General features: G+C 71.6%; 18 protein-coding genes. 1 reads left to right on the top strand and 17 read right to left on the bottom strand.

What is annotated here, in order from left to right:
- Positions 1–4 precede the first annotated feature (4 nt).
- From BLT36_RS14390 to BLT36_RS14375, 4 genes are all read right to left on the bottom strand, one after another.
- Positions 5–1,339, bottom strand: a complete 1,335-nt coding sequence (locus BLT36_RS14390) for a M50 family metallopeptidase (protein ID WP_175529657.1) — start codon at positions 1,337–1,339, stop codon at positions 5–7.
- A 132-nt stretch (positions 1,340–1,471) separates the two neighbouring features.
- Complete coding sequence (gene dxr, locus BLT36_RS14385; protein ID WP_254787670.1) at positions 1,472–2,602, bottom strand: 1-deoxy-D-xylulose-5-phosphate reductoisomerase; 1,131 nt, start codon at positions 2,600–2,602, stop codon at positions 1,472–1,474.
- A gap of 1 nt (position 2,603) precedes the next feature.
- Entirely contained in the window at positions 2,604–3,575 is a 972-nt protein-coding gene (locus BLT36_RS14380) for an FKBP-type peptidyl-prolyl cis-trans isomerase (protein ID WP_092096178.1), read from the bottom strand.
- Positions 3,576–3,581: 6 nt separating this feature from the next.
- A complete protein-coding gene (locus BLT36_RS14375) occupies positions 3,582–4,058 on the bottom strand; it encodes an OsmC family protein (RefSeq protein WP_092096176.1) in 477 nt (158 codons plus the stop codon).
- 180 nt (positions 4,059–4,238) lie between these two features.
- On the opposite strand from BLT36_RS14375, the gene BLT36_RS14370 reads away from it, so the two are divergent.
- Positions 4,239–5,231: an asparaginase gene (locus BLT36_RS14370; protein ID WP_092096175.1), complete on the top strand. Its 993-nt coding sequence runs from the start codon at positions 4,239–4,241 to the stop codon at positions 5,229–5,231.
- 2 nt (positions 5,232–5,233) lie between these two features.
- Here the strand turns inward: BLT36_RS14370 and BLT36_RS14365 are convergent, their stop codons facing one another.
- The 13 genes from BLT36_RS14365 to atpD all read right to left on the bottom strand — a co-directional run bounded on the left by BLT36_RS14365 (position 5,234) and on the right by atpD (position 25,149).
- Positions 5,234–5,926, bottom strand: coding sequence for a hypothetical protein (locus tag BLT36_RS14365; protein ID WP_139166483.1), 693 nt, complete (start codon positions 5,924–5,926; stop codon positions 5,234–5,236).
- A 120-nt stretch (positions 5,927–6,046) separates the two neighbouring features.
- On the bottom strand, positions 6,047–8,032 hold the full coding sequence (locus BLT36_RS14360; protein ID WP_139166482.1) for a zinc-ribbon domain-containing protein: 1,986 nt from the start codon (positions 8,030–8,032) through the stop codon (positions 6,047–6,049).
- Positions 8,029–10,524, bottom strand: a complete 2,496-nt coding sequence (locus tag BLT36_RS14355) for a transglutaminaseTgpA domain-containing protein (RefSeq protein ID WP_092096170.1) — start codon at positions 10,522–10,524, stop codon at positions 8,029–8,031. The genes BLT36_RS14360 and BLT36_RS14355 overlap by 4 nt, the downstream gene beginning before the upstream one ends.
- The gene (locus tag BLT36_RS14350; RefSeq protein WP_092096169.1) at positions 10,521–11,933 is read right to left on the bottom strand and encodes a DUF58 domain-containing protein; all 1,413 of its coding nucleotides are present in this window, start codon (positions 11,931–11,933) and stop codon (positions 10,521–10,523) included. Before BLT36_RS14350 ends, BLT36_RS14355 begins: the two co-directional genes overlap by 4 nt.
- Complete coding sequence (locus tag BLT36_RS14345) at positions 11,930–12,901, bottom strand: AAA family ATPase (RefSeq protein WP_092096167.1); 972 nt, start codon at positions 12,899–12,901, stop codon at positions 11,930–11,932. Before BLT36_RS14345 ends, BLT36_RS14350 begins: the two co-directional genes overlap by 4 nt.
- A gap of 68 nt (positions 12,902–12,969) precedes the next feature.
- Entirely contained in the window at positions 12,970–18,831 is a 5,862-nt protein-coding gene (locus BLT36_RS14340; RefSeq protein WP_092096166.1) for an Ig-like domain-containing protein, read from the bottom strand.
- Complete coding sequence (locus tag BLT36_RS14335; protein ID WP_092096164.1) at positions 18,828–20,240, bottom strand: serine/threonine-protein kinase; 1,413 nt, start codon at positions 20,238–20,240, stop codon at positions 18,828–18,830. Before BLT36_RS14335 ends, BLT36_RS14340 begins: the two co-directional genes overlap by 4 nt.
- Before the next feature lie 129 nt (positions 20,241–20,369).
- A complete protein-coding gene (locus tag BLT36_RS14330) occupies positions 20,370–21,191 on the bottom strand; it encodes a PP2C family protein-serine/threonine phosphatase (RefSeq protein ID WP_254787668.1) in 822 nt (273 codons plus the stop codon).
- Between the two features lie 3 nt (positions 21,192–21,194).
- Positions 21,195–21,941, bottom strand: coding sequence for an FHA domain-containing protein (locus BLT36_RS14325; RefSeq protein ID WP_092096163.1), 747 nt, complete (start codon positions 21,939–21,941; stop codon positions 21,195–21,197).
- Positions 21,942–21,995: 54 nt separating this feature from the next.
- Positions 21,996–22,553 (bottom strand): hypothetical protein, encoded by a 558-nt coding sequence (locus BLT36_RS14320; RefSeq protein WP_092096161.1) that lies wholly within the window; start codon positions 22,551–22,553, stop codon positions 21,996–21,998.
- A gap of 106 nt (positions 22,554–22,659) precedes the next feature.
- Positions 22,660–23,424 (bottom strand): YaaA family protein, encoded by a 765-nt coding sequence (locus tag BLT36_RS14315; RefSeq protein WP_254787693.1) that lies wholly within the window; start codon positions 23,422–23,424, stop codon positions 22,660–22,662.
- Between the two features lie 5 nt (positions 23,425–23,429).
- Entirely contained in the window at positions 23,430–23,693 is a 264-nt protein-coding gene (locus BLT36_RS14310) for a F0F1 ATP synthase subunit epsilon (RefSeq protein WP_092096158.1), read from the bottom strand.
- Between the two features lies 1 nt (position 23,694).
- Positions 23,695–25,149 carry a F0F1 ATP synthase subunit beta gene (atpD, locus tag BLT36_RS14305; protein WP_022905457.1) on the bottom strand — a complete coding sequence of 485 codons (1,455 nt, stop codon included), beginning with the start codon at positions 25,147–25,149 and terminating at the stop codon, positions 23,695–23,697.
- Positions 25,150–25,166 lie beyond the last annotated feature (17 nt).

Genomic DNA, 25,166 nt, shown 5'->3' with positions numbered 1-25,166 from the left:
GGGCCTACCCGAACAGGTTCACCGGCCGCACGATGTCCGCGTAGATGAGCAGCGCGCTCATGCCGGCGAGCAGCACGACCACGACCATCGTCAGCGGCATCGTCTTCGCGAGGTCGATCGGGCCCGGGTCCGCCTTGCCCACGAGCCGGAACGAGCGACGCTTGACCGCCTCCCACAGGGCGCCCGCGATGTGCCCGCCGTCGAGCGGCAGGAGCGGCACCATGTTGAGGACGAACAGGCCGATGTTGAGCGAGGCGAGCAGGCCGAGGATCGTGTACGCCTTGTCGACCACGGGCACGCCGCTCATCGACGAGACCTCACCGATCGCGCGGCCCACGCCGACGACCGACACCGGGCTGTCCTGCGACCGCTCCTGCGCCCCGAACGCCGCGTTCCACACCGCGACGAGCCGCTGCGGCAGGTCGATGATGAGGTGCGCCGACGCCGAGATCTGCGCGCCGGTGGCGGGCAGCACCGCGGCGGGCGACTGCCGGACCAGCGACTGGCCGATGCTCACGCCGACGACACCGACCTGCTGCGTCTTCGTCGTGCCGTCGTCGTTCTTCGCGACCGTGCCGTCCGCCTCGTAGACGTCACGGGTGGCCGTGGTCGGCGTGATGTGCAGCGTCTTCTCGGCGCCGTCCCGCTCGACGACGACGGTGACGTCCTTGCCGGCGGACCGCTGGAAGGCCTCCGACACCTGGGTGATCGTCGGGTCGGACTCGCCGTTCACCGACCGGACGACGTCGCCCGAGCGGATGCCGGCCTGCTTCGCAGGGGACACCGCGTCGCCCGCGGTGCAGGTCGTCGCCTGGCTGGTCGGGAGCACGCAGTCGACGCTCGAGGTGAACGTCGTCGTCGGTGCGCCGAACCCGACGAGGAGGACGCCGAACAGGAAGATCCCGATGACGAGGTTCATCGCCGGGCCCGCGACCATCACGATGATCCGCTTCCAGGGGGTCAACCGGTAGAACGCCCGCGAGTCGTCGCCGCCCGAGTCCGCGATCTGCTCCGCGCTGGCCTGCCGGGCGTCCTGCACGAACGCGCCGTACATGCCCGTGTTCGTGATCGCGCTCGGCCGCCCGGATGCGCGGGGCTTCAACATGCCGACCATCGAGATGTACCCGCCGAGCAGGATCGGCCGGATGCCGTACTCGGTCTCACCCCGCGTGAACGACCACATCGCCTTGCCGAAGCCCAGCGAGTACTGCGTCACCTTGACGTTGAACAGCTTCGCGAAGGACAGGTGCCCCAGCTCGTGGAGTCCGATCGAGACCAGCAGGCCGATGATGAAGACGACCACGCCGAGGACGAAGAGCAGGACGGATTCGACGGTCACCGGGAAAGGGTACGGGACGGTTCCCATGACGGAGCCGAGCGCCGTCTGAGAGGTGATCCGGGCCTCCAGGCAGGCCTGTGCGTCACGTCCGCGATCTGCCGCCGCCGATGCGGCCTGGAGGCACGGATCGCGTCAGCGGGACAGCGTGCGGTCCGCGGTGGCGCGCGCCCAGCGCTCCGCTGCCAGCACACCCTCGAGCGTCGACTCCCCCGCGGTGTGCTCGTCGACCACGCGCTCGACCGTCTCGACGATGTCGAGGAACCCGATCGCACCCGCGTGGAACGCGGCCACGGCCTGCTCGTTCGCCGCGTTGAAGACCGCCGGGAACGTCCCGCCGAGCTGCCCGACGCGCTTCGCCAGGGCGACCGCACCGAACGCGTCGTCGTCGAGCGGCTCGAAGGTCCAGGTGCTGGCCGTCGTCCAGTCGAGCGGCACGCCCACGCCGGGGACGCGCTCCGGCCAGGCCAGCCCGAGCGCGATCGGCAGCCGCATGTCCGGCGGCGACGCCTGCGCGATCGTGGAACCGTCGACGAACTCGACCATCGAGTGCACGATCGACTGCGCGTGCACCGTGACGTCGATGCGGTCGTAGGGGACGTCGAAGAGCAGGTGGGCCTCGATGACCTCGAGTCCCTTGTTCACGAGCGTCGCCGAGTTCGTCGTGACCACGAGGCCCATGTCCCACGTGGGGTGCGCGAGCGCCTGGGCCGGGGTGACGTCGCGGAGTTCCGCCCGGGAGCGACCGCGGAACGGACCGCCACTGGCGGTGAGGACCAAGCGTCGGACCTCGGCGGGCGTGCCGGAGCGGAGTGCCTGCGCGATCGCGGAGTGCTCGCTGTCGACCGGCACGATCTGGCCGGGAGCCGCCGCTGCCTGCACCAGCGACCCGCCGACGATCAGGCTCTCCTTGTTCGCGAGGGCGAGCGTCGCTCCGGACTCGAGCACGGCGAGTGTCGGGCCGAGCCCCACCGAACCGGTGATGCCGTTGAGGACGACGTCGGCCTCGACACTGCGGACCAGGCGTTCCGAGTCCTCGGCGCCGAACGCCGTCTCGCCGACGCCGAAGCGGGCGGCCTGCTCGGCCACGAGCTCGCGGTTGCTGCCGGCGGTGAGACCGACGACCTCGAAGCGGTCCGGGTTGCGGGCGATGACGTCGAGCGCCTGCGTGCCGATCGAACCGGTGCTGCCGAGGATGACGATGCGGCGCTTCGCGGCCGCGGTCGGGCCGGTCGCGTCGGCGCCCGTCAGGTCAGCGCTCGTCACGTCAGCCCTTCGCGAGGATGTCGACCACGAAGACGAGCGTGGCGTTCTTCGGGATGCCCGAGCCCTCCTGCGGGTTGGCGCCGTAGCCGTCTTCCGGCGTGACGACGATGAGGACCTGCGAGCCGACCTTCTGACCGACGAGACCGGTCACGAAGCCCTTGATCAGCGAGCCCTCGGAGATCGTGAACGTCGTGGGTGCGCCCTTCGACCACGAGGAGTCGAACTCCTTGCCGGTGTCGTAGACGACGCCCTTGTACTGCACGAGCGCGGTGTCGCCGTCGGCGATGGTGTCGCCGGTGCCCTGCTTGATGACCTCGGGCGTGGTCTTCGTCGGAGCCGCGACGCCCTTCGGGATGGTGATCTCGGGCTCGCCGTCGGCCTTGTCCTCGACGGTCGGGAGCTTCGGGTCCTGCGGCTGTGCCTTGCCTGTGGCCTTCGTGGGGGTCTGCGCGACGACGTCCGCGACGACGACGATCTCGCCGCCGGTGTTGAACCCGAGCGCGGAGGACTGGCCGACCGCTGCGACGCGGTCACCGACGTTGGTGCAGGCCAGCAGGGCGCCGAACCCGGAGCCGCCGACCGAGAGGACCTGGGGGTTGCCCTGGTCGAAGCCGACCGTGCCGAGCTTCTTCGCGTCGGAGGCCTGGTAGACGCTGTACGACACCTGCGCGTACTCGCCGTCCTTCAGCGCCGCACCCTTGCCCCGCACCACCGTGCTGGCCTGCGGCTTCGACGCGGACAGCCCGCCCGTGAACTTCACCGTCGGCGCGGTCTTGCCGCCGAAGTCCCCCGTGACGGTGATCGCCTTGGACGATGCTCCGGGCTTGGGGCAGGAGGTGATCGCCGCCGCGGTCGCGCTCGAAGAGGCGGTCGGGGTGGCCGACGAGCCGCCCGAGCCGGAGCCGGAGCATGCGGCGAGTCCCAGCACGACGGCGGGGACGAGGGCGATCGGGAGGAGACGCAGACGCTTCACGAGGCCCTAGTCTGCCGCACGGACCTTGGTGTGCGGGACGTGGTGCACAGGGAACGCGACGGAGCGGGCGATGAAGCAGAGGCTGTTCGCCGTCGCGTGCGCGGCCTCGGCGTCGGCGACGCGGTCCTCCTCGAGGATCGTCACGACCGGGTGCAGCGTCGTCTCGGTGAGTTCGCCGGACCCGTCGCGGTTCAGGTTGAGGCTCGCCGTCGCACGGTCCTCGTAGTCGACGACGGTGAAGCCCTGCATCACCGCGACGTGCAGGTAGCTCAGCATGTGGCACTGCGCGAGTGCCGCGACGACGAGCTCCTCGGGGTTCCACCGGTCGCGGTCGCCGCGGAAGGTCGGGTCGGCGGAACCCTCGATGTCGTGCTTGCCGTCGGCGTGCACGTCGTGCTCGCGGCCGTAGTCGCGGTAGCCGCTCGTTCCGGTGCCGCGGTCGCCGGTCCAGCGGACGGAGACCTCGTAGGTGTGGTCGGTCACGGTCGGGCTCCTTCTGTCGGTCGTGGTCCGGCGCGGTTTGCGCTGTCGGTCGTGGGTCGGCGTGGTGCGAGCCGGTCCGGATCGGCGTGCTGCTCACCGGTCCGGATCGGCGTGGTGCGAGCCGGTCCGGATCGGCGTGCTCGCAACGGTCGCCCGTCGGCGCCTCGCTACGATTGCGGCATGACGGTGAGCCACGATGTCCGCACTGATCGCCATCCTCTCACCGCCGAGGGGTCGGTCGAACTCGCGGTCATCGACCGCAACGGGTTCGACGAGAGCCGCCACGTGGGGGCCGGTGTGGTCGTGTCCGCCGACGGCACCGTCATCGACTCGGTCGGCGACGTGCACGCGAGCATCTACCCGCGCTCGACGATGAAGCCGTTCCAGGCGCTGGCGGTCCGTCGCGCCGGGGCGGTCTTCTCCGACGAGGAACTCGTCCTCACCACGGCCAGCCACGCCGGTACCGCGGCGCACCAGGCGATCGCCCTGCACATGCTCGAGTCGTTCGACCACGTCGAGTCCGACCTCGGGTGCCCGCCCGACCTGCCGTTCGACCGGGCGACCGCCCGCACCATGACGGAACCGCGGCGCCTCGCCATGAACTGCTCGGGCAAGCACGCCGGCATGCTCGCGGCCTGCCGGGTCAACGGTTGGGACGAGGAAACCTACCTCGACATCGCGCACCCGCTCCAGCAGCGCGTGCGGTCGACCGTCGAGGAGTTCACCCACGAGACCGTCGACGTCGTGGGGACCGACGGCTGCGGTGCTCCCGTGTTCCCGCTCACCCTCGCCGGACTCGCCCGCGGGTTCGCCGGCGTCGTGGCACGAGCGGAGTCCGACACTGCGGCCCTGACCGATGCGGTGCTCGACCACCCGTGGGCCATCGACGGCATCGGTCGCGCCAACACCGTCACGATCGAGCGGCTGCGGGTGCTCGCGAAGCTCGGTGCCGAGGGCGTCATGGTGATGGGACTGCCCGGCGGAGCAGCGGTCGCGGTGAAGAGCCTGGACGGGTCCCAGCGTGCCGGCACCCTGGCCGCCCTGACCCTGCTCGAGCGGAACGGCCTGGTCGACTCGGCGGGCGTCGCCGACGTGATGGCAGCCACCGGCGAGAAGGTCCTGGGTGGCGGCGTGCCCGTGGGTTCGCTGCGCGTCGGTGCCGGCCTGCTCTGAGGTCACGACGGCGCCCCGAGCATCGGGAGCGCCGGCGAGAGCAGCGTGCCGTGCGGTTCGCCCGGCCGTCGCACCGCGCACCCGTAGCGCGTGACGTCGATCGCGACGTCCCACCGTCGCGGGTGGTGGCTCGGGCCGGGGACGAGCACGAGGCTCGCCTGCGTCGGGCCCGCGGGATCGAGGACGAGCGCCGCGCAGCCCTCGGGGAGGTCGTGGCGGCAGTCGCGGTCCGTCGCGACGCTCCTGCTCCGCAGCACCTCGCCACGGAGGTCGGTGGCCGACGCCGCGCGCACGTCGGTGCCGGACCGCTCCGCCGTGTCCTGCAGTTGCACGCCCAGCGCCCGGAAGACGGCCGTGGCGAGGACGCCGGTCCCGACGACCACCAGGTGCACGCCGCCGGCGGTAGGGACGTCGACCGCTTCCCCCTGCTCACCTGTGCCCAGTCGGAGGACGCGCTCGTCCGGCCCCGTGTCCACCTCGGCCACGGCCAGGACAGCCGGCGGCCCCAGGACGACGTCGTCCACGAACCCCGCGGCGCGGGTCCACCGTGCCAGCAGGACGTCGAGCACCGCACAGCACCCGGCGGCCGTCAGCACGACCGCTCGAGGGGCTCCGCTCACCGGCGCCAGGGCACCGGCGACGGCGAGCACCATCGCCGAGGCGACGAGGAAGCAGCGGGCGGCGATCGGGGTCATGCCGACCAGCACACCACCCACCGGTGCCGTCGAGCTCGTCCGCACGGGCATCTGTGGAGACGAGAGCAGCGCACCGCCCCTGTGGAGGAGCGGTGCGCTGCTGGCGTCAGTCTGCGCCGGTCACTGCACGAGGAAGAACTGCTCCCCGATGTCGACCCGGGCGCCACGCTCCACGCGGTAGCGACGGCCCGGCTCGCACCGGCGGATCGACCCGTCGATGTGCCGGACGACCGTGCCGTTGCCGGAGAACCGGTCCGAGACCCAGAGGTCGTCGCCGTCCCGACCGAGCTCGAGGTGCGTCTTCGACACCGACTTCCCGGGGTCGTGCACCGTGAGGAGGTCGTCGAACCGCTCCCCCGGCTGGGGACGCGGCAACCGTCCGACGAGGCCGGTGCCGTGCACCCCGAACCGTTCACCCGTGCTGAAGTGCAGGACGAAGGGTGCGTGCGTCGGGGTCTTCGAGACGATGCGCGTCTCGTCGACGTCGTCGTCGTCACCATCCGCGCTCGTCGGACCCCCGTCGTCCGACCGGGCCGGAAGTGGGAGCACGGGCCCGGTGACGCCGGGGCCGCCGGGGACGGGTGGGAGCGGCGCTGCGGACGGGATCCGCAGGGCAGCGGTGTCCGTGGCGGACGGCGCTGAGGAGGGCACCGTGGCGGAACCCGGGGCGGGTGGGATCTGCGGGAGCCGCGGCGCGACGGCGTCACGCGCGTCGGCCACGGGCACGGCGGCACCGAGCGCGGCGGCACCGGGCGCGTCGGCGCCGGGCACGTCAGCATCGGGCCCGCCGGCCACGGGTGCGTCAGCGTCGGGCGCGCCGGCGGCGGACCCGCCGGTAGCCGGCTCATCTGCAGCTGGCTCGTCGCTCACCGGTCCGGCGTGCGCACCGCGCGGGCGCAACGGGGCCCGCGGGGTGTCCTCGTCGGGTGTCTCGGTGTCAACGTCCGCGGCGGAGGCGTCGGACGGGTCCTCGTGCCCCTCGGCAGTCCCGGCGTCGTCCGGAGCGTCGGTCTCGCCCGCGGGTGCCGCGGCTCCCGCGGGTGCCCCGACGGAGTCGTCTGCTGCCCAGTCCGGTCGGTCCATCGGCAGCGGCACGATCTGACCGGTGAACGCAGCGGTGACGGCCGGCCGTACCGCGCCGCACTCCCCGCAGAAGATGTCGTCGGGCTCGAGGCGGTGACCGCACACGTGGCACGTGGTCGCCTGCGATCCCGGGGTCACGAGCGGTGCCGGGCGCGTGGCCCGACGGTCGATCAGGGGTTCGACGACCGCGGTGTCACCGGGTCGTGGCGGCTCCGCCACCGATGACGGTTCGTCGGAGTCGGTGGCAGCAGCCGACGAGTCCTGCTCGGTGGAGGCATCCTGCTCGGTGGAGGCATCCTGCGCGACGGCGGCGTTCGACCGGCCGACCCACCAGGACGGACCGGCTGCGGGCACTGCGGGCGTCTGCTCCTGCGGCGGGCTCCACACCGGCGGAGCGACATCGGGCTCACTGTCGTCCGCAGACGCAGCACCGTCGCCCGTTCCGGCGGCACCAGCAGTCCCAGCGACGGAGTCGACGCGGCCGGAGTCGTCGGGCGCCTGCACCGGAGCGGGGCCAGCCGCACCGGATCGCTCCGCGAGGCGGGTGACCTCCGGGTCCTCGGACTCGGCGGGGTAGGCGTTCGGGTCGAGGGTCGGCTCGTCCCGGGGTTCGCTCGGCTGCTCACCGGAGGCCGCACTGGTGGCGCCGCCGTCCTGCTGCGCTGACCAGTCCCGCAGGCCGGAGTCCGCGCGGTGCACGTGCGTCGGCGCGGAACGGGGAGCGTTGTCGTCGGGGCGCTGCACCGGCACCGGGGCCGGCGGCTGCACGTCCCGGCGGTCGGCACCGGTCAGCCACGCACGCGTCGCAGGGTCGAGGGTGGCTTCGGGCAGCCACGCATCGGCCGCCGGGTCCTGTCGTCGACCGTGCAGGTCGGGCTGCTGGAGCGGCGGCGGCGGTGCCTGTTCGACGGGGGGCGGTGCGACCGGCCGTCGACTCGCCGCAGCGGTCACCGCACGCCCGCACTCACCGCAGAAGATCGCTCCGTCCGGGAGCATCGATCCGCAGTGTTCGCATCTGATCACGGGGTCCCTCTGTCCTCACTCGGCCGTCCACGACGCTCGCCGGCCTGCAGGCCATCGTAGTCACGCGGTCCAGCCGGACCCTGGCCGCGCGCACCGCGTCGACCCCGGCTCGCGACCGCGGCGGTCACCGATGACCCCGCCGCACGGGAGGCGTCGGCGATCCGGAGCGACCGGATCGACACCGCTGCCCGGATCCGTTCCTTGCGGGTCCGTCCGGCCCGCAGACTCGAGATGGCGTCGTCCGTCGCGGACCACATCCGGTCCGCCGTGGAGACGTCGGCGTCGTTCGGGCCGAACACCGACCGGTCGGCGAGGGCCGCCAAGCCGGTGCCGCCCTCCCCCGGTGCGCCGACGACGGCCTCACGCCGGGTCGCCGACCGGTCGACGTCGTGCCCGCGGTCGACCAACGCATCGCGGTACTCGTCCCAGGCACCGACGATCCGGCCCCGAGGCGTGGGCGCACGGCGACGACGACGGCGACGGATGCGCTTGAGCAGCAGGATGACTCCGAACGGCAGCAGCACGAGCGCGACGAACCCGAGGGTGGCGAGGATCCACGGCAGTGCCGCGAGCAGGATCTGCAGCCACAGCGGCTGGACGGGTGGCGTGTTCCGGTCGCTCTGCGGAGGCGCCTGCTGCGACTGGTCCTGCTGCTCGGCGGGGGGCGGCGGGACGACGGTCTCCGGTCGGGTGACGGGCTGCGGGGTCTGCTGCTGCTCGTTCGGGATCTCGCGCACGGTCGGGTTCGGGTCGAGCATCACCCAGCCCCACTGCGCCGTGTCCACTTCGACCCGGGCGGTGACGTCCGAACCGCGGAACGTGGTGGTGCGGCCGGACGACGACCCGGCGCCCTTCGCCCCGGAGTCACCGCCGGCCGAGAACCCCATGACCACTCGCGCCGGGAACCCGAGCTGGTTCGCCATCAACGCGGCGGCCGCGGCGTACTGCTCCTGGTCGCCGATCATCAGCGGGGACGTCAGGAGCTCCTGGATGCGGTCCGCACCGTGTCCCGAGCGGCTCGCACGGTCGTCACCCACACCGTGGCTGACGTAGCCGTTCCGCTTGAGCTCCTGGATCACCGCGACGAGCTTCGCCCCGTCGGTCTCGGCATCGCCGGAGTACGCGTCGACGGTCTCACGGACCGCATCCGGGACCGAGCGGGGCGTCGGGACGGAGGCGGAGCCCGGGCGGGCCGACGCCAGCTGGTCGTCGCTCGGCTGGTCGGGCAGCACCGCCGTGAGGTCGTACCGGGTGCCGTCGTCGACACCACCGACGACCGCGCCGGTCCCCGTGGACCCGTTGTAGAAGAACGCCCCGCGTTCCTGCTCGGCACCGGAGCCGGTGAACTCCACGCGTTCGAGGTCACCGACCGTCGGCAGCCACACGCCGCTGTAGCCGTCGACCGTGACGCCGACCCGGACCGTCGTTCCGCGGACCCCTCGGACGTCGACCGAGGTCGGGACCCGCTCGAAGGTGCCGGATGCCGTGGAGCCGTCGGACCCGCCCACCCGGTAGACCACGCCGTCGTACGTGTCGAGCGTCGCGATCCTGACGAAACCGTTCGCGGGCAGCCCGGTGACGCGCAGCTGGGTGGTGTCCGCCTCGGCCTGTTCCTCGTAGGCACGGAACCCGCTCAACGGGCTCACGTAGTCGCGCGGGTCGAACGGCTTCACGACGTCCGTCCGGGCGACGGTCCGGCCGACGGACGGCGGCGCGACGAGTCCGAGTCCGGTCGCCACCACCGCGGCCGCGACGATGGTCCCGGTCCCGACGAGCGCCGGACGGAGCACCGAACGGACGACCGGTACGCGGGTCCCGATCGTGGTCGCCACCGCGACGGCACGACGCGCGTGCCGCACGGTCAGCGCCCAGACCAGGGCGATCCCGGTCAGCACGACGGCCGTCACGATGGACGTGTCCAGCCGGCTCGGCCCGATCACGACACCGGCCGCGAAGAGCACCAGCGCCGGGATGCTGGCGAGTTCTTGCCTGGAGGCGCGGGTCGCCACGCTCACGGCCGTCACCGTGGCGATCAGGAGCGTGACGAAGTACGGCACGAGGAGCGACTCGTAGGACCCCACCGGCAGGCTGATGGTCACCAGCCGCTTCCACCCGAGGGCGACACCGGCGAAGAGATCGACGAGTCCCTGCCCGGTGGGCAGGATCCCGTTCGCTTCGCCCGGCACCGCCGCCGGCACACCCGTGAGGGCGAAGGCGGCGACGGTCGCGACGGCGACGACCGCGGTCGGTAGTCGCAGGACCGTCCCGATGAGGGCGACGAGCGTCCCGAACACGACGGCGGTCACCGCGGCGACGATCATCGCGTCGTCCCGGTAGACCGGCCACCATGCGGTGCTCGCGACCGCGAGGAGGAGCCAGACCGCCAGGGTTCCGCCGACGAGCCGCGTCGGGGTGAGCCGACGGGCTTCACGGCGGGCGTCCCGCCGGACCGTCTTCCGCGCCCGGGTGTCCGGGCTCGCTGCGACGCTCATGCCGCCGCCGAACGGTGCAGGGCGTGGCGGAGGTCGTCGAGGTAGCCGATGGTCATCACGGTCAGCCCGGCGACCCGCAGGAACCGCGGCTGGGCCTCGGGCTCGCAGATCACCGCGACGACCTCGACTCCCACGGGGAACCGCGTGGCCGCGAGGCGGAGCGCCGGGAGCTCGACGGTCGACCCGACCACGAGGAACGCGACCGAGATGCCGGCCGTGTCGTTGCCGACGATGCGGGACACCTCGGCGATCGGCAGGCACGCGTCCGCCAGCCCCACCGACGCGAACTCGTCCAGCAGTCGGGTCGGTGTGACCGTCGGGAGCGGGTGCACGGCGTACACGGCACGCTTCGCGAACTCAGGCGTCCGCTCGGAGACCACGACGGTCACCTCGCGGCCGTCCCGGATCGCCCGGGTGCCGAGCGACGCGGCGGCACTGACCGCGAGCTCGAACTCCTCGTCGTCACCGAACTCGGCACGCGACACGGCCAGCGCGATCACGAGGTGCGACCGCCGGGTGTCCTCGAACTGCCGGACCATGAGCGCGCCGGACTTCGCCGTCGACTTCCAGTGGATCGTCCGGGGGTCGTCACCGGGCATGTACTCGCGGATCGCGTGGAACGCGATGTCCGACGGGGACAGGTCCGTCGTCGCCTGCCCCTCGAGGTCTCGGACCAGGCCGGTGCTCGTCGACGGGATCGCGATCGTCCGCGGGTGCACGATCACCTGCTCGCGGGCCGTCCAGACCACCTCGCGACGGACCAGGCCGACGGGGTCCGCCCGGACACCCGTCACCGGTCCGACGTCGAGGACGCCGCGACGCACCGTGGGCACCGGGACCTCCTGCTCGAACGTGCCCCGAGGAGTGATCGACGGGATCGCGACGTCCACGAGCCCCGACCCCACCGGCACCTCCACCGTCGTCGGGACGGACGGGAGCCGCGCCGGGTTCTCCGCCGTCACCACCACGCCGGCCGCGTCCCCGACCGCTACCCGGTGCTGCGGCAGACGCATCCGGATGAGCAGGCGCGAACGGCCGATCAGCGCGACCGCGGCGACGACCACCAGGAGCGCTCCCGCGAACCCGACCACGACGACCTCACGCAGCCCGAACCGGTACCCGAGCACGAACGCGACGAGCGTGAGGGCCGCCACCGTCCAGCCCAGGCCGGTGACCACGGACGAGACCTCGGCCCACCCGCGCTTGACGAGCCTCCAGGCCGTCGCCCAGGCCCGTGCGAGACCGACGACCGCCTCCGCTGCCACGCCCTCACGGTCACCGACCAGGCGCGTCCGGACGTTCGTCAGGCCGGCGACCGTCCCCGTGCGTTCGTACGCCGTCGTCCCGCGACGCGACCGCGTCGAGGACGGGCGGCGCGACCGCGTGGAGACGGGCCGGCGATCGGTCACGACGCCGACCGGTCCGCGGGCGGCGGGGTCTCGACGAGGAGCTGCGCGACGACGCTGGTGGCGCTGACGCCGTCGAACTCGGCCTCCGCGTCGAGCACGAGCCGGTGGGCGAGAACCGGGACGGCCAGCGCCTTCACGTCGTCGGGCGTGACGTAGTGCCGGTTGTTCAGGGCCGCGAACACGCGCGAAGCACGCATCAGGCCCATGGCGCCACGGACACTGACACCGAGACGGACCTCACTGGCCGAGCGGGTCGCGTCCACCAGGCGCGCGACGTAGTCGGCGATCACCGGGTCGACGTGCACCGTCCGCGCGAGCGCCGCCATCTCGGTGATCGTCGCGGCGGGCACCACGCTCGCCAGCGGAACCGAACTCGACGGGGCCGACGAGGTCTCGAGGATCTTCACCGTCGCGGCGTGGTCCGGGTAACCGATCGACGCCTTCATGAGGAACCGGTCCAGCTGGGCCTCGGGCAGACGGTACGTGCCGGCCTGCTCGATGGGGTTCTGCGTCGCGATCACCATGAACGGCGCAGCCAGGCGGTGGTTGACTCCGTCGACCGTGACCGCGGACTCCTCCATCGCCTCGAGGAGCGCCGACTGGGTCTTCGGGCTCGCGCGGTTGATCTCGTCAGCGAGCACGATGTTCGAGAACACCGGGCCGCGGTGGAAGTCGAACTCCTGCGTCTTCTGGTCGTACACGCTGATACCGGTGATGTCGCCCGGCAGCAGGTCGGGGGTGAACTGGATGCGGTTCGTCGAGCCCTGCACACTCTGCGCCATCGCACGGGCGAGGCTCGTCTTGCCCGTACCCGGGACGTCCTCCAGCAGGAGGTGTCCCTCGCTGAGCATCGCCGTGACCGCGAGGCGGATCACGAACGTCTTCCCGAGGAGCACCTGCTCGACGTTTGTCACGATGCGGCCTGCAACGTCGGCGAACCAGGTGGCCTGCTCCGGGGTCATGCTCATGCGGTGTCGTTCCTCGTTCTCGGGGATGGCGATAGGGGCAGCGTACGGCGAGTGGCGACTGGGATTCGTTACTCGGACGGCGCGGTGGACGGGTCCGTCGCGGGCGGATCCGCGGGCGACACTGGCACCGCGGCCGACAGGTCACCGGTGGTAGTCAGGCTCGATCCATCGCCGAGCGACAGCGTCAGCGTGGCTTGCACGCGAACCGAGCCAGCGAGCAATGGCGGACTCGGTGCCGCGGCTGATGCGTCCCACGATTCAGTCGTGAACAGGCCGCTACCGTCGTCGCTCCCGTACCACCGCGCCGTATACCGAACGCTCATTCCGGCACCAGATGGTCCGTCGACCGCGATCGGGGCGCCCTGCTTTGCTGCGTCGACCGAAGCAGTTGCATCGAGAGCGGCCGCACGCACCTGTTTGGACTGCGCATCCTGCGTGCAGAACGAAGTGCCGGGACCGCCGCAGGCCCGAAGCGTCACGGTCACAGGGACGTTCCGAGCACCGCCGCCGGGTACACCGCTCCAGGACTGGCCCGGTTGCAGGGTGACGGGGGTGCCGCTCCCCGTCTCGAGCAGGTAATGGTCGACGTCCGTTCGCGGCGCGGTGATCAGCGCGTTGGGCAAGCTGGAACTCTCAGACGTCAGCGCCACAGTCGGGGTGTCCGTCCCGTCCGGTCGCTGGTACGCCGTGGTCTCGGTGTACTGGACGTTGCAGAAAAAGCCGTTCGACACTGTCACCGCGAAGGTGCGCTTCCCGCCGCCCACACCGGTCACCGTCGTAGGGCTCGACGAGCCCAACGACCCTCCGGGCAGGTTGTTGCAATCGATGTTCCCGGACTGGAACACGCCGTAGCTCATCGAGGGGCCTCCGGCCGCGTCCGCCGCGCCCCAGGTGACGGTCACGACGGACTTCCCCGCGCCGTCGTCGTTGCTGCCGACGTTTGCGGAGACGTTCACGGGCTTGCCGGGGACGCCGACCGCGGAGCCCGTGGCCGACGCGGAGTTCCACTGGACGACCGTGCCGTTGCGGTCCGCGCCGTTCCGCGCGGAGACCGTTAACTTGTACTGCGCGCCGCTCTGCGCGCCGGTGAAGGACGTGCTCGTCGACGTGCCGGTGCTCCGGCTCGTCGACAGCCCCGAACCCTCGATCGTCACGACGTAGTTGTTCACGGCCGTGCCGTTGTTCGGAGCGTCGACCGCGTTCCAGGCGACGTCGAGCTGGTTGGGCGTGCTCTTGCTCGGTGACACCGTGATGCCCTTCGGCGGCGCCGGCACGAAGTCGGCGCTCACCGCGCTGGACTCGGCGGAGGCCTTCGAGTCGCCGACGGCGTTCGTCGCGATGACGCTGAAGCGGTAGGACGACTTGGGGTCGAGTCCGGTGATCGTGCAGACGGTGGCCGTGCCGCAGTCCTTCGAGACACCACCGGTGCCCTGCAGTCGGTAGCCCGTGATCGGCGAGTTGTTCGCCTGCGGGGTGGACCAGGTCAGCGTGGCCTGGCCCCCCTGGTAGGAACCGGTGCGGCTCGGAGCCCCGGGAGCGTCCGGCACGTCCTGCACGGAGATCGTCACGTCGCCCCACACGTACCGGTCAGGGTCGTCGGTGGCGTCGGCGACCTGGTACTGCAGGTGGGTGTCGGTGGCCTTGGCCTGGTCGGAGACGCTGACCTGCAGGCGCGACTTGTCGGCGCTCGGCGTGACGGTCACGCCACCGGGCAGTCCGCCGCCGAGGCCCCGGATGTTCACGACGCGGAGGCGCTGCTCCGGGAACGGGTTCGTCGGCTGGTCGTTCTGGAGCACGTCGATGGTCGTGGTCTGGCCGCGCTTCGTGACGGACCGATCCGCTCCGGGTTGCACGAGTGGTCGGGTGGAGGCGACGACATCGACGGCGATCGATCCGGACCGTCCGGCGTTCGCGTCGTCGGCGACGCCGATCCCGATCGTCGCGGTGGTGTTCTTCTTCGCACTGTCGGCGACCTTCACGGTGAGCTTCTGCCCGGCGATGGTCGCGGTCGTGCCGTCGTTCGGCTTGCTGATCACCGAGTACCGGAGCTCCGGCAGGTCCTTCGGGTACGGGTAGTCGGTCAGCTTCGTGAGGTCGATCGTGCGCGACTCCCCCGGCTGCATGTCGACTGCCGACCCGGTGAAGGCCGGCGGCTGGTTCGAGCGCGGCGTAACCTTGATGGGGAGGACGAGCGTCGCGACGCGTCCCTTGCCGCCGTTCGCGTTCGACCCGTCCGTGACCTCGAACGAGATCGACGCGTTCCCGTAGTAGAGCTTCGAGGAGGTGAACTGCAGCGTCGAGGAGTCGACGACGAGGTCCTGCCCGCTGGCGTGGGTCGCCTTGACGGTGCCGTCGTCGGTGACCTTCGCGGTCTGGCCGTTCGCCGTGACGACGTACTTCGACAGCGGGATCTTGACGGTCGCCTCGCTCTTGACGGTGATGGCGCCGGCGGTCCGGTTGACCTGGGGCAGGGCGTCGTCGAAGCCGGGCACGTGGATGAACCCGTACGAGACGATGTCCGGGTGGTCGATGCGCGCGACCGAGAACGGGATCACCTGGGAGTCGTCGGTCAGCCGGACGACGATGCGCTGGTCCTCTGTCGCACGGGCGGTGTCGCCGTACCCGTCGACCACGCCGACCTTCAGGTCGGCCGCGGTGCCCTCGGCGAAGAAGACGTTGTCGAGCACGTCCACCGTCACGCTCTGCCGGTGCATGATGTCCTGCAGGTCGAGCGTGGTGTCGTCGACCTCGGGCCGGAGCGGCTGGGCGTCCGGGTCCACGGTGACGGTGAGGAACGCGGTGCTCGCCCCACCGTTCTCGTTCGCGACGGTGTAGAGGACCGCGAAGTCCCCGGTCTTCGCGGACTTCGGTGGCGTGACGCGGATCTGCTGCTTCTGCAGGACCTTAGCGGTGACGTCCTGCGCCGTCGGCTCGGCCTTCGTGACGGTCAGCTGGCCGCCCTCGGGGTCGGAGTCGTTCTGCAGGACACGGACCGTGACGGAGCCTCCGGGGCGGATCGTGACGTGGTCCGCCTCGGCCACGGGGTTCGACGCCTGCTCGGCGCGCGGGGCGATACCGACGCGGACGGTGCCGGTCGCGCGGGCGCCGAGCGCGTCGACGACGGTGTACGTGAACTCGTCCGTGCCGGCTGAGTAGTCGCCGGCCTCGTAGGTCAAGGAGTCGGCCGCGACGTCGCTGACGGAACCCTTGTCCGGGTTCGACCCGACGCCGACGAGCTGCACGGAGTCGCCGTCGGGGTCGATGCCGTTGAGCGGGATCGACACGCGCACGGACTGTCCCGCGACCACCCGCGCGGTGACCGTCTGCGGAACGGGCGGGTTGTTCGTCGCCGCGTCCTGCTCGCGGACCGAGATCGACACCGTCGCGTCCGCGTACTGCCCGTCGGGCCCGGCGACCCGGTAGACGGCGGTGTAGTTGCCCGGCGTGGTGGGGGCCAGGTACCGGAGGTGGTCACCGGAGACGAAGAGCAGGCCGCCGTCGCCCGGGACGTTCTGCACGAGGTCCGGTTGCAGGGTGAGGGGCTCCCCCTCGGGCTGCGTGTCGTTGTCGAGCACGTCGATGTTCGCGACGTCGCCGACGCGGACCGTCGCGGTGTCGGGCTGGGCGACCGGCGGCTGGATGCGGTCCGGCTTCGGGATCTCGACGACCGTGACGGTGCCGGTCGAGGACGCCAGCCCGTTCGTCTCGGTGTACCCGAACGACACCGGTCCGTCGAGCGGCGCGGTGAGCGTGACGCGGACGGTGTGCTGGTCGAGGATGCTCGCCTGCACGCCCGAACCCCGGTCGGGTCCGTCCAGCGCGGTCACGAGGAGCACGCCGCCGGCCGGGTCGATGTCGGTCGCGGTGACGTCGGTGTCCTTGGTGGAGAGCGTGTTGACGAACACCGTCTTCGGGGTGGTGATCGGCGCGGTCGAGGCGTCCGGGGGCGCGAGGACGGTGACCCGGACGATGCCGCTCGAGGTCTTGGTGCCGTCGGTGACCGTGTACTCGAGCTGGTGGTCGCCCGCGCTCGCGCCCTGCACGCGGAACGTGCCGGCGTCGTAGCTCGGGGTGACCGTCAGTCCGGTGGCCGAGGACACGCTGGTGAGCGTCACGGTGCCGTTGCCGCCTCGGACGTGCTCGAGCGGGTCCACGGTGAACGCCTTGCCGGCGTACCCCTGCACGGGGAACGGATCGGCGTACAGCGGAACAGCACCCTGTTTCGCGACGTGCACCACGACCGACCCGCGGCCGTCGTCACGGCCGTCGCTCACGACGAGCTGCACGGCACGGTCGCCGGTGCGTGCGCTGGCGTTGCGGTAGTCGAGGAGGCCGTCGGGCGTCGTGGAGACGCGGTCGCCGTCGGACGCCGTCGCGGACTTCAGGTAGACGGGGTCGCCGTCCGGGTCGACCCAGTCGCCGAGGACGTTGGTCACGACGTGGCCGTTCTGCACGACGTCGGCGGAGGTGTCGCGGACCTGCCGCGGTGCGTCGTTCACGGAGTCCGGTCGGACCGTCACCGTGACGGTCGCGGTGTCCGATCCGCCGTTGCCGTCGGTGATCGTGTACGGGAACGAGACCGTCCCGGTGGCACGGGCGGACAGCGTGATCTGCAACCGCTGGCCGTCGCCGACGATCGCCACGTCGCCGACGGCGTCGGCGACGGTGCCGACCTCACTGATGACGATCGGGTCGCCGTTCGGGTCGTAGTCGTTGAGCAGGACCGGGAGGCTCGTGGTGCGTCCCGGACGAGCGCCGAGGTCGTCGTCGACCGCGACGGGCGGCTTCTGGTCCTTCTCGACCTCCGGGTCGTCGTCGGACACCTGCTCCTGCTGCTGGTCGTCGTCCTTCTTGATGAGGTCGGCCCAGTTGTCGATGACCTGGCCGCTCCGGTCGATCGCCCAGGAGCGACCGCTCTGCGGGTCGTTGGCGACGACGGTCTCGCCGTTGTGCAGGATCTGCAGGTCGCCCGTGCCTGCCGTGTCGGCGAGCCGCTGCAGCCCTTTGCCCTCGCAGCTGTCCATCGCCTGCCCGCCGGCCCACGCGGCGTAGGTGCAGGAACCGACGACGGTCGGCCGTGCGGCGCGACCGGACACCTGGAGCGCCGTCGTGGTGACGGCACCGGAGGCCGAGACCCGGACGAGACCGGCCGTGCCGGCGACGACCACCTCGGAAGCATCGTCCGTCGACCGCTGGAGCGACGGCGACGACCCGACCCGGTCGCCGAGGTCGACGGTGTCCCCGTCGACGGAGATCTCCCCCGTGGTCCGGTCGAGGACGGCCACGTGCCGGCCGAACGACGCCACCTGGAAGTCGTCGGACCGGTTCATCTTGACCGTCCACCGCTCGGCCACCGACAGCGAGCTGCCCACGGCGACGAGCGACGCTGTGCCGGTCTTCGGCGAGTACACGGCGACGTGGCTGTCCGAGGCGTCGAACACCGCGTCGGCGCCGAGCGTCAGGTCGGCCTTCGTCGACGCGTCGAACTCGCCGAGGTCCTTGGCGGGGGTCGCCCAGACCTCGCCGGTGTCGCCGTTGCCGATGACGGCCGTGGACCCGGCGAAGAACACCTGCGGCGACCCGGCCGGCAGGGTGACCGGGTCGGCGACGGTGGCGTCGGCGACGTCGACCTTCGCGACGGTGCCCTTCGTCTCGTCGACGCTGTAGACGGTGGACCCGCGCTGCAGGACGGACAGGCTGTCGCTCGCGGTCTCGACCGCGGTGTTCAGCTGGAGCACCCCGGTGTTCGCGCGGCCGACGGCACCGTACTCGGCGGACGGCACCCAGACCGTCCCGTCACCGAGGTCGACGCGCTGCGTGTGGTACCCGGTCGACGCGATGGCCGCGGTCGCGACGACCGCGCCGACCACGATCGAGGCACCCACCGTGATCGCTGCGGAGCGGTGCTTCGCGAGGAGGGCCCGGATCACCCGGTGCTCCCGATCGTGGCGCACTTCTGGGCGCTCGCGACGCCGGTCTTGCCGTCGCGGTTCACGGCGACGGCGATGCACTCCTCGTCGCCCTTGTCGCCGGAGACGACGAAGCTCGTGCCCGTCTGCTGGCTCGAGGCGCCGTTCGACGAGATGACGTAGGTGTCGCCGTTCCGGAGGCCGGGGTCCGGCCAGGTGAACGTCACCGAGGCCGGGGTCGTCTCCGCACGGACGTCGGACACCACCGGGATCGCTCCGGCTCCCAGACGCCCGACGACGATCACGGTGGCGATGGCGAGGGCAGCGACCACGACGACCGTCAGCGACGTCGCCCAGACGAGCGTGGACCGGGACCGTCGGCGCTGGCGCGTCACGGAGCCGGTGCGGTGGACGGTCCCGACGCTCTGGGCCCCGGCGGCCGACGACCCACCGACCACGGCCTTCCGCGTGCGCCGCCGAGCGCCCACGCGGGACGGTGGCTGGAGTTCGCGGATCATCGTGCGGTCGCCGGACGGCGTCGGTGTCGCGACCGCCCAGGCCTCCACCGCCACGTCCGCCGACGTCTGCGGGATGCCGAGCTCTGCCTCGACCTGCTGGAAGCCTCGGACGAGCTCCATCACGGTCGACGGGCGTCCGGCGACCCCGCGCGACATCGCCGCGGCCAGCAGGCGTTCGAGCGACGGCGGGACGTCCGTGCGCCCGGTCGGCTTCACCCCGCCCTTGTCGATGCGTCCCATCAGGTCGGCCGCGCCGTTCTTCCCACCACGGATCTCGAACGGACTGCGACCGGCGAGGAGCGAGTAGACGGTGGCCGCCAGCGAGTAGACCTCGGACTGGATGGTGCCGCGGGACTCGTCGATGAGGACCTCCGGCGCGGACCACGGGATCGACATGCCGACGGGCTCGTCCGGGTCGGACCCGCCGATGGTCGCCGCGATCCCGAAGTCCGACAGCACCGGGTTGCCGTACGCCGTCAGCAGGATGTTCGACGGCTTGATGTCGCGGTGGAGGACGCCTTCGCGGTGCGCTGTCTCGAGCGCCGACCCGATCCGGATGCCGACCGACAGCACCTCGGACACCGGGATCGGTTCGCGCCGGTACCGCTCGCTGAGTGACGACGAGCAGAGTTCCATCACGAGGTACGGCCGGCCGTCCGACGCAACGCTCGCCTGGAACACGGTGAGGATGGAGGGGTGGGTGCTGAGGCGTGCCATCAGGTTCGCCTCGGCCTGGAACATCTGCCGGACGCGGTCGTCGACGACTTCGTCGAGGAGCACCTTCACGGCGACCTGCCGTCGGGGCATGTCCTGCTCGTACAGGAAGACGTCGGCGAAGCCACCCGAGCCGAGCACGTGCACGGGGCTGAACCCGCCGATCACCGGCGGGTCGGACGGCAGGCGTCGCGCCATCGTCTTCCCCTTCCCGGCCGAGCGGCCAGCTCTCTCGTCACGGCCCTGCCATTGTACGAACCGTGTGCGACCGACATTCCGCACACCGATGCACGCGGAGGGTCAGGGGTCCCCCAGTTCGGGGGACAGTCAGTGGCGCGGGAGCGTGTCTTCCACGTCCCCGTCGTCCGGTGCCTCGTCGACCTGCAGGACGACCACCGTCACGTTGTCCCGGCCACCGGCGACGACCGCGTCGCCGACGAGCCGCTCGGCGAGGTCCTGTGCGCCCGGCACCCGGGCGGCGATCCGACCGATGCCGGCGTCGCCGAGTTCCTTGGTCAGTCCGTCGGAGCAGACGATGTACCGGTCTCCCGCGCGGAGGGGCAGCGTCCACCAGTCCGGCTCCGGGGGTTCGCCGAAACCGACGGCCCGCGTGATGACGTTGCTGTCCGGGTGTCGTTCGGCGTCCTCGGCACGGAGGAGACCGGCGTCGACCATCTCCTGCACGACCGAGTGGTCCACCGTGACCCGGCGGAGCACCCCGTCCTCGATCCGGTAGGTGCGTGAGTCCCCCACGTTGAAGACGAGCGCTGCCGGCTGTCCCTGCGCCGCGACGAGCGCGATGCCGGTCACCGTGGTGCCGGCACCGATCGCGTTGCCACCGGCCGCACGCTCGATGTCGGCGGTCGCGAGGAGGAGCGCACGCTGGATCGCCTGTCGGGTCGTGAACGGACTCTCCGTCGCCTGCTCGAGCCGCCGCACCACGGCGTCGCTCGCACGGTCGCCCGCGAGGTGGCCGCCCATGCCGTCCGCGACGACGAAGAACGGCGCCGCGACGATGTAGCTGTCCTCGTTGTGGTCACGGCGCCGACCCACGTCGGTCGCCGCTCCCCACGACAGCGTCAGGTTGGTGCCGTCGGCACCGGGGACGTCGATGGCGTGCGCAGTCGCTGCTCGGCCGAGTTCGGTCACGTTTCAGGATCGCTCTCTGGGGGTTCGGGGCGTGCCGGTGGGTGGTTCGGTGGGCCACGGGGGAAGTGGCGGGAGGTCCTCCGTCGCCGGTGCGACCCGGAGGTGCGGCGAGAGGACCTCGATGACGTTGCCGTCACCGATCTCGACAACCGTACCCGTCAGCACGACGTTGGAGGCACCTGCGGGCATCCGGAACGGGGCCGCGCCGGGTGGACGGACGACCGTACCGTTGGTGGACCGGAGGTCGTCGACGACCGCGGCTTCGCCCTCGGCGTGCACCAGCAGGTGTGACGAGGAGACCTGGCCGCTGCCGGAGGGCACGGTCACGAGTTCCGGGACGGGACCCCGCAGGATCCGCGGCAGTGCGGGGCGCCGGCCGATGATGACGGGACGGTCCAGCCGCAGCACCCGCTCGCCGATCCGGATGGACGGGACCCGGGTCGTGGGCACCCGGGTCATGGGTACCGACGGGACGGACGGGAGGCCCGGCTCGGCTCCGACGACCGTGCCCGGTCGCTCCGTGGCCGGGTTCACGGGCCGCACCACCGTGTCGTCCAGCGAGTCGCCTTCTGGACGGGGCGGGACGGTCCGAGCGACCACCGTGTCGTCGGTATCCGGACCGTCCACCTGCTCGGGCGATGTCGGTACCGGACGGATCACGGTGTCGTCGAGCGCGTCGCTCACGCGATCGCCGGACAGCGACGCACGAGGTCGACGGACGACGGTGTCGTCGATGTCGTCATCGCGCACTCGAGTCCTCCAAGCGTGGTCGACACCACCGTAGACGATCCGGTCCGCCGGTCGTCATCGACGCTCCCACGAGGGTGCGCTGCCCGCGCGGACGGAACGGAGCACGAGCCCGGCGAGCGGGTCGTCGGACCGGGTCTCGAGCGCGTACTGCGCGCGGGTCTGAGCTCGCGCCGCCGATCCGAGCGCCCAGGCGCACCACGACGCCATCGCGAGGGCACCCGCTGCCCCGGTGGCGGTGTCGGCGGACGGGTCCTCGGTACGCCACCACTGCCAGGCGCCGGCGAGGCGGTCACCGGCGATGCGGAGCCGAGGACGGTCGGGCGCCGGACCGGCGCCGGACAGCGCGGGCGGCGTCGGGTCGTGGAACGGGTCGAACGCTGTCAGCGCCCGCGGATCGGGGTGGTCGGGATCGGCCAGGAACGCGATCAGCGTGAACCGCGGGGCGAGTGCGCCGCACGCGGTCAGCACGGCGACGGCACCGGCGCGCGGAAGCGGGTCGGCACCGGGAGCGACGAGCGCGGCGCACGCGGCGGGGAGGGTGATCGCGGCCGCGATCTCGCGCGGGTACCGGACTCCGGCAGCGGGGTGGGTTCGTGTCGTGACGGGGATCATGCACGCCAGCGAAACGCACCACGGGCCTCCAGGCCGCCGTCGACCGGCCATCTGTGGACCGCGCGCCAGCAGCCCGCCCCTGTGGAGGAGGAAACGGGACCGCCGGTCAGGCGGCGACCGGCTCCAGGCTCTCAGCCACGAGGTCCCACCCGTCGTCGTGCGCCTCGAAGCGCACGTCGTTGGCGGTCGCCCAGGACAGCAGCTCCCCCACCGTCGAGACCTCCGCGCCGGTGCGCGCGAGCAGTCCAACGAGGCGACCCTTCGCCGTCTTGTTCCAGTGGTTGAGCGCCTTGCGGCGACCACTGCCGTCGACGCTCACGACCCGCGGCACCACCGCGCCGGGCACGGGTCCGAGCTGCCGGTACCCCTCCGACCGGAGGTCCAGCACCAGGCCACCCGCGACGCGCTCCCCGAGGACCCGCGAGGACGGAGCGGGCCAGTGTGCCGCGAGCCGGAGGGAACCGAGCCGCGAGTCGTGCGACAACCGGTACGCCGGCACCGGGTCACCACCGCCGATCGGTCCGAACATCGCGGACTGCACGACGACGTGCTCGAACCACCAGGTGCGCGTCGCGGCGTCCGCGTCGGGAGCGCCCAGCGGATCGTAGAGCACGCCCGTGTAGCGGTCGATCGCCGCCATCGTGCCCGAGGTCTCGAGCGAGAGGTTGCGGAACCGCTCGGCGATCGACTTCGGACCGAGCTTCAGAGCCGTCCGAGCGGTGGACTCCTCGGAACTGACGGAGCGGGCCGCGGTGATCACCGCGGCCCGCTCGTCGGCCAGTTCCGGGAACGACAGCGCACGCAGGTCGAGCGTGCGCTCCGTGTCCCCACCCTCCCGCTTCGTCTCCGAAGGCGGGAGGAGGACGGTCAGTCCGGTCAGGACGCCAGCGCGGCCTGCCGCGCCACAATCGTGACCGTGTCGTGCTCGACCGACAGGAAGCCGTCCTCGGCGTCCGCCGCCACCGTCGAGCCGTCGGCTCGGGTGATGCGGACCTGCCCCTGCGCGAGGGTCGCGAGCAGCGGCTCGTGTCCCGCGAGGATGCCGATCTGGCCCTCTGTCGTGCGAGCGACGACCATGGTGGCCTCGCCCGACCAGACCTCGCGGTCGGCCGAGACGACGCTCACGGTGAGTGCCGCCATGTCAGCGGTTCTCCTTCTGGATCTGCGCCCACTTCTCTTCGACGTCGTTGATGCCACCGACGTTGAAGAAGGCCTGCACGGCCACGTGGTCGAACTCGCCGTCGGCGATGGCGCGGAAGGACTCGATGGTGTCCTTCAGCGGGACGGTCGAACCCTCGACGCCCGTGAACTTCTTCGCCATGTACGTGTTCTGCGAGAGGAACTGCTGGATACGACGAGCGCGCTCGACCGTGATCTTGTCCTCTTCGGAGAGCTCGTCGACACCGAGGATGGCGATGATCTCCTGCAGTTCCTTGTTCTTCTGGAGGATCTGCTTGACGCGCGTCGCCGTCTCGTAGTGGTCAGCACCCAGGTACCGGGGGTCCATGATCCGCGAGGTCGAGGTCAGCGGGTCGATCGCCGGGTAGAGACCCTGCGACGCGATCTCACGCGAGAGCTCGGTGGTGGCGTCGAGGTGCGCGAACGTGGTCGCGGGCGCCGGGTCGGTGTAGTCGTCAGCCGGCACGTAGATCGCCTGCAGCGAGGTGATCGAGTGACCACGCGTCGAGGTGATGCGCTCCTGGAGCACACCCATCTCGTCGGCGAGGTTCGGCTGGTAGCCCACCGCGGACGGCATGCGACCGAGCAGCGTGGAGACCTCGGAGCCGGCCTGCGTGAAGCGGAAGATGTTGTCGATGAAGAGGAGCACGTCCTGCTTCTGGACATCGCGGAAGTACTCCGCCATCGTCAGCGCCGACAGGGCCACGCGGAGACGCGTTCCCGGCGGCTCGTCCATCTGGCCGAACACGAGGGCCGTCTTGTCGAAGACACCCGCCTCTTCCATCTCGCCGATGAGGTCGTTGCCCTCACGGGTGCGCTCGCCGACACCGGCGAACACCGAGACACCACCGTGGTCCTGCGCGACGCGCTGGATCATCTCCTGGATGAGGACCGTCTTGCCGACGCCCGCACCACCGAAGAGGCCGATCTTGCCACCCTGCACGTACGGCGTGAGGAGGTCGATCGACTTGATGCCGGTCTCGAACATGGAGGTCTTGGACTCGAGCTGGTCGAAGGCCGGGGCCTTGCGGTGGATCGGCCAGCGCTCGGTGATCTCGAGCTTCTCGTCGGTGTTGAGCACGTTGCCCAGCACGTCGAAGACCTTGCCCTTGGTGACGTCGCCGACGGGGACCGAGATCGGAGCGCCCGAGTCACGGACCTCCTGGCCACGGACCAGACCGTCGGTCGGCTTCAGGGAGATGGCGCGGACGAGGTCGTCGCCGAGGTGCTGCGCCACCTCGAGACCGATCTCCTGCGACGAGTCACCGATGGTGATCGTCGTGAACAGGAGGTTGTACATCTCGGGGATGGCGTCGTGCGGGAACTCGATGTCGACCACGGGGCCCGTGACACGGGCGATCCGGCCGACACCGGGCGCCGACGACGTCTCGACCGCGGTGGTGGCGGTGTCGGTCATGGCTGGTGCCTTCCTGA

It is taken from the genome of Curtobacterium sp. UNCCL20 (genome assembly GCF_900101675.1).
In the GTDB taxonomy this organism is placed as follows: Bacteria; Actinomycetota; Actinomycetes; order Actinomycetales; family Microbacteriaceae; genus Curtobacterium.
The sequence above is the reverse complement of the archived record's forward strand: the minus strand, read 5'-3'. Positions and strand labels throughout refer to the sequence as shown.

What these genes read in the sequence shown, in the direction of transcription:
- BLT36_RS14365 (WP_139166483.1), bottom strand. Translation starts at nt 5,926, where the DNA reads ATGACCCCGATCGCCGCCCGCTGCTTCCTCGTCGCCTCGGCGATGGTG.
- BLT36_RS14335 (WP_092096164.1), bottom strand. Translation starts at nt 20,240, where the DNA reads ATGGCGCGACGCCTGCCGTCCGACCCGCCGGTGATCGGCGGGTTCAGC.
- BLT36_RS14345 (WP_092096167.1), bottom strand. Translation starts at nt 12,901, where the DNA reads ATGAGCATGACCCCGGAGCAGGCCACCTGGTTCGCCGACGTTGCAGGC.
- BLT36_RS14355 (WP_092096170.1), bottom strand. Translation starts at nt 10,524, where the DNA reads ATGAGCGTCGCAGCGAGCCCGGACACCCGGGCGCGGAAGACGGTCCGG.
- atpD (WP_022905457.1), bottom strand. Translation starts at nt 25,149, where the DNA reads ATGACCGACACCGCCACCACCGCGGTCGAGACGTCGTCGGCGCCCGGT.
- BLT36_RS14370 (WP_092096175.1), top strand. Translation starts at nt 4,239, where the DNA reads ATGACGGTGAGCCACGATGTCCGCACTGATCGCCATCCTCTCACCGCC.
- BLT36_RS14320 (WP_092096161.1), bottom strand. Translation starts at nt 22,553, where the DNA reads ATGATCCCCGTCACGACACGAACCCACCCCGCTGCCGGAGTCCGGTAC.
- BLT36_RS14310 (WP_092096158.1), bottom strand. Translation starts at nt 23,693, where the DNA reads ATGGCGGCACTCACCGTGAGCGTCGTCTCGGCCGACCGCGAGGTCTGG.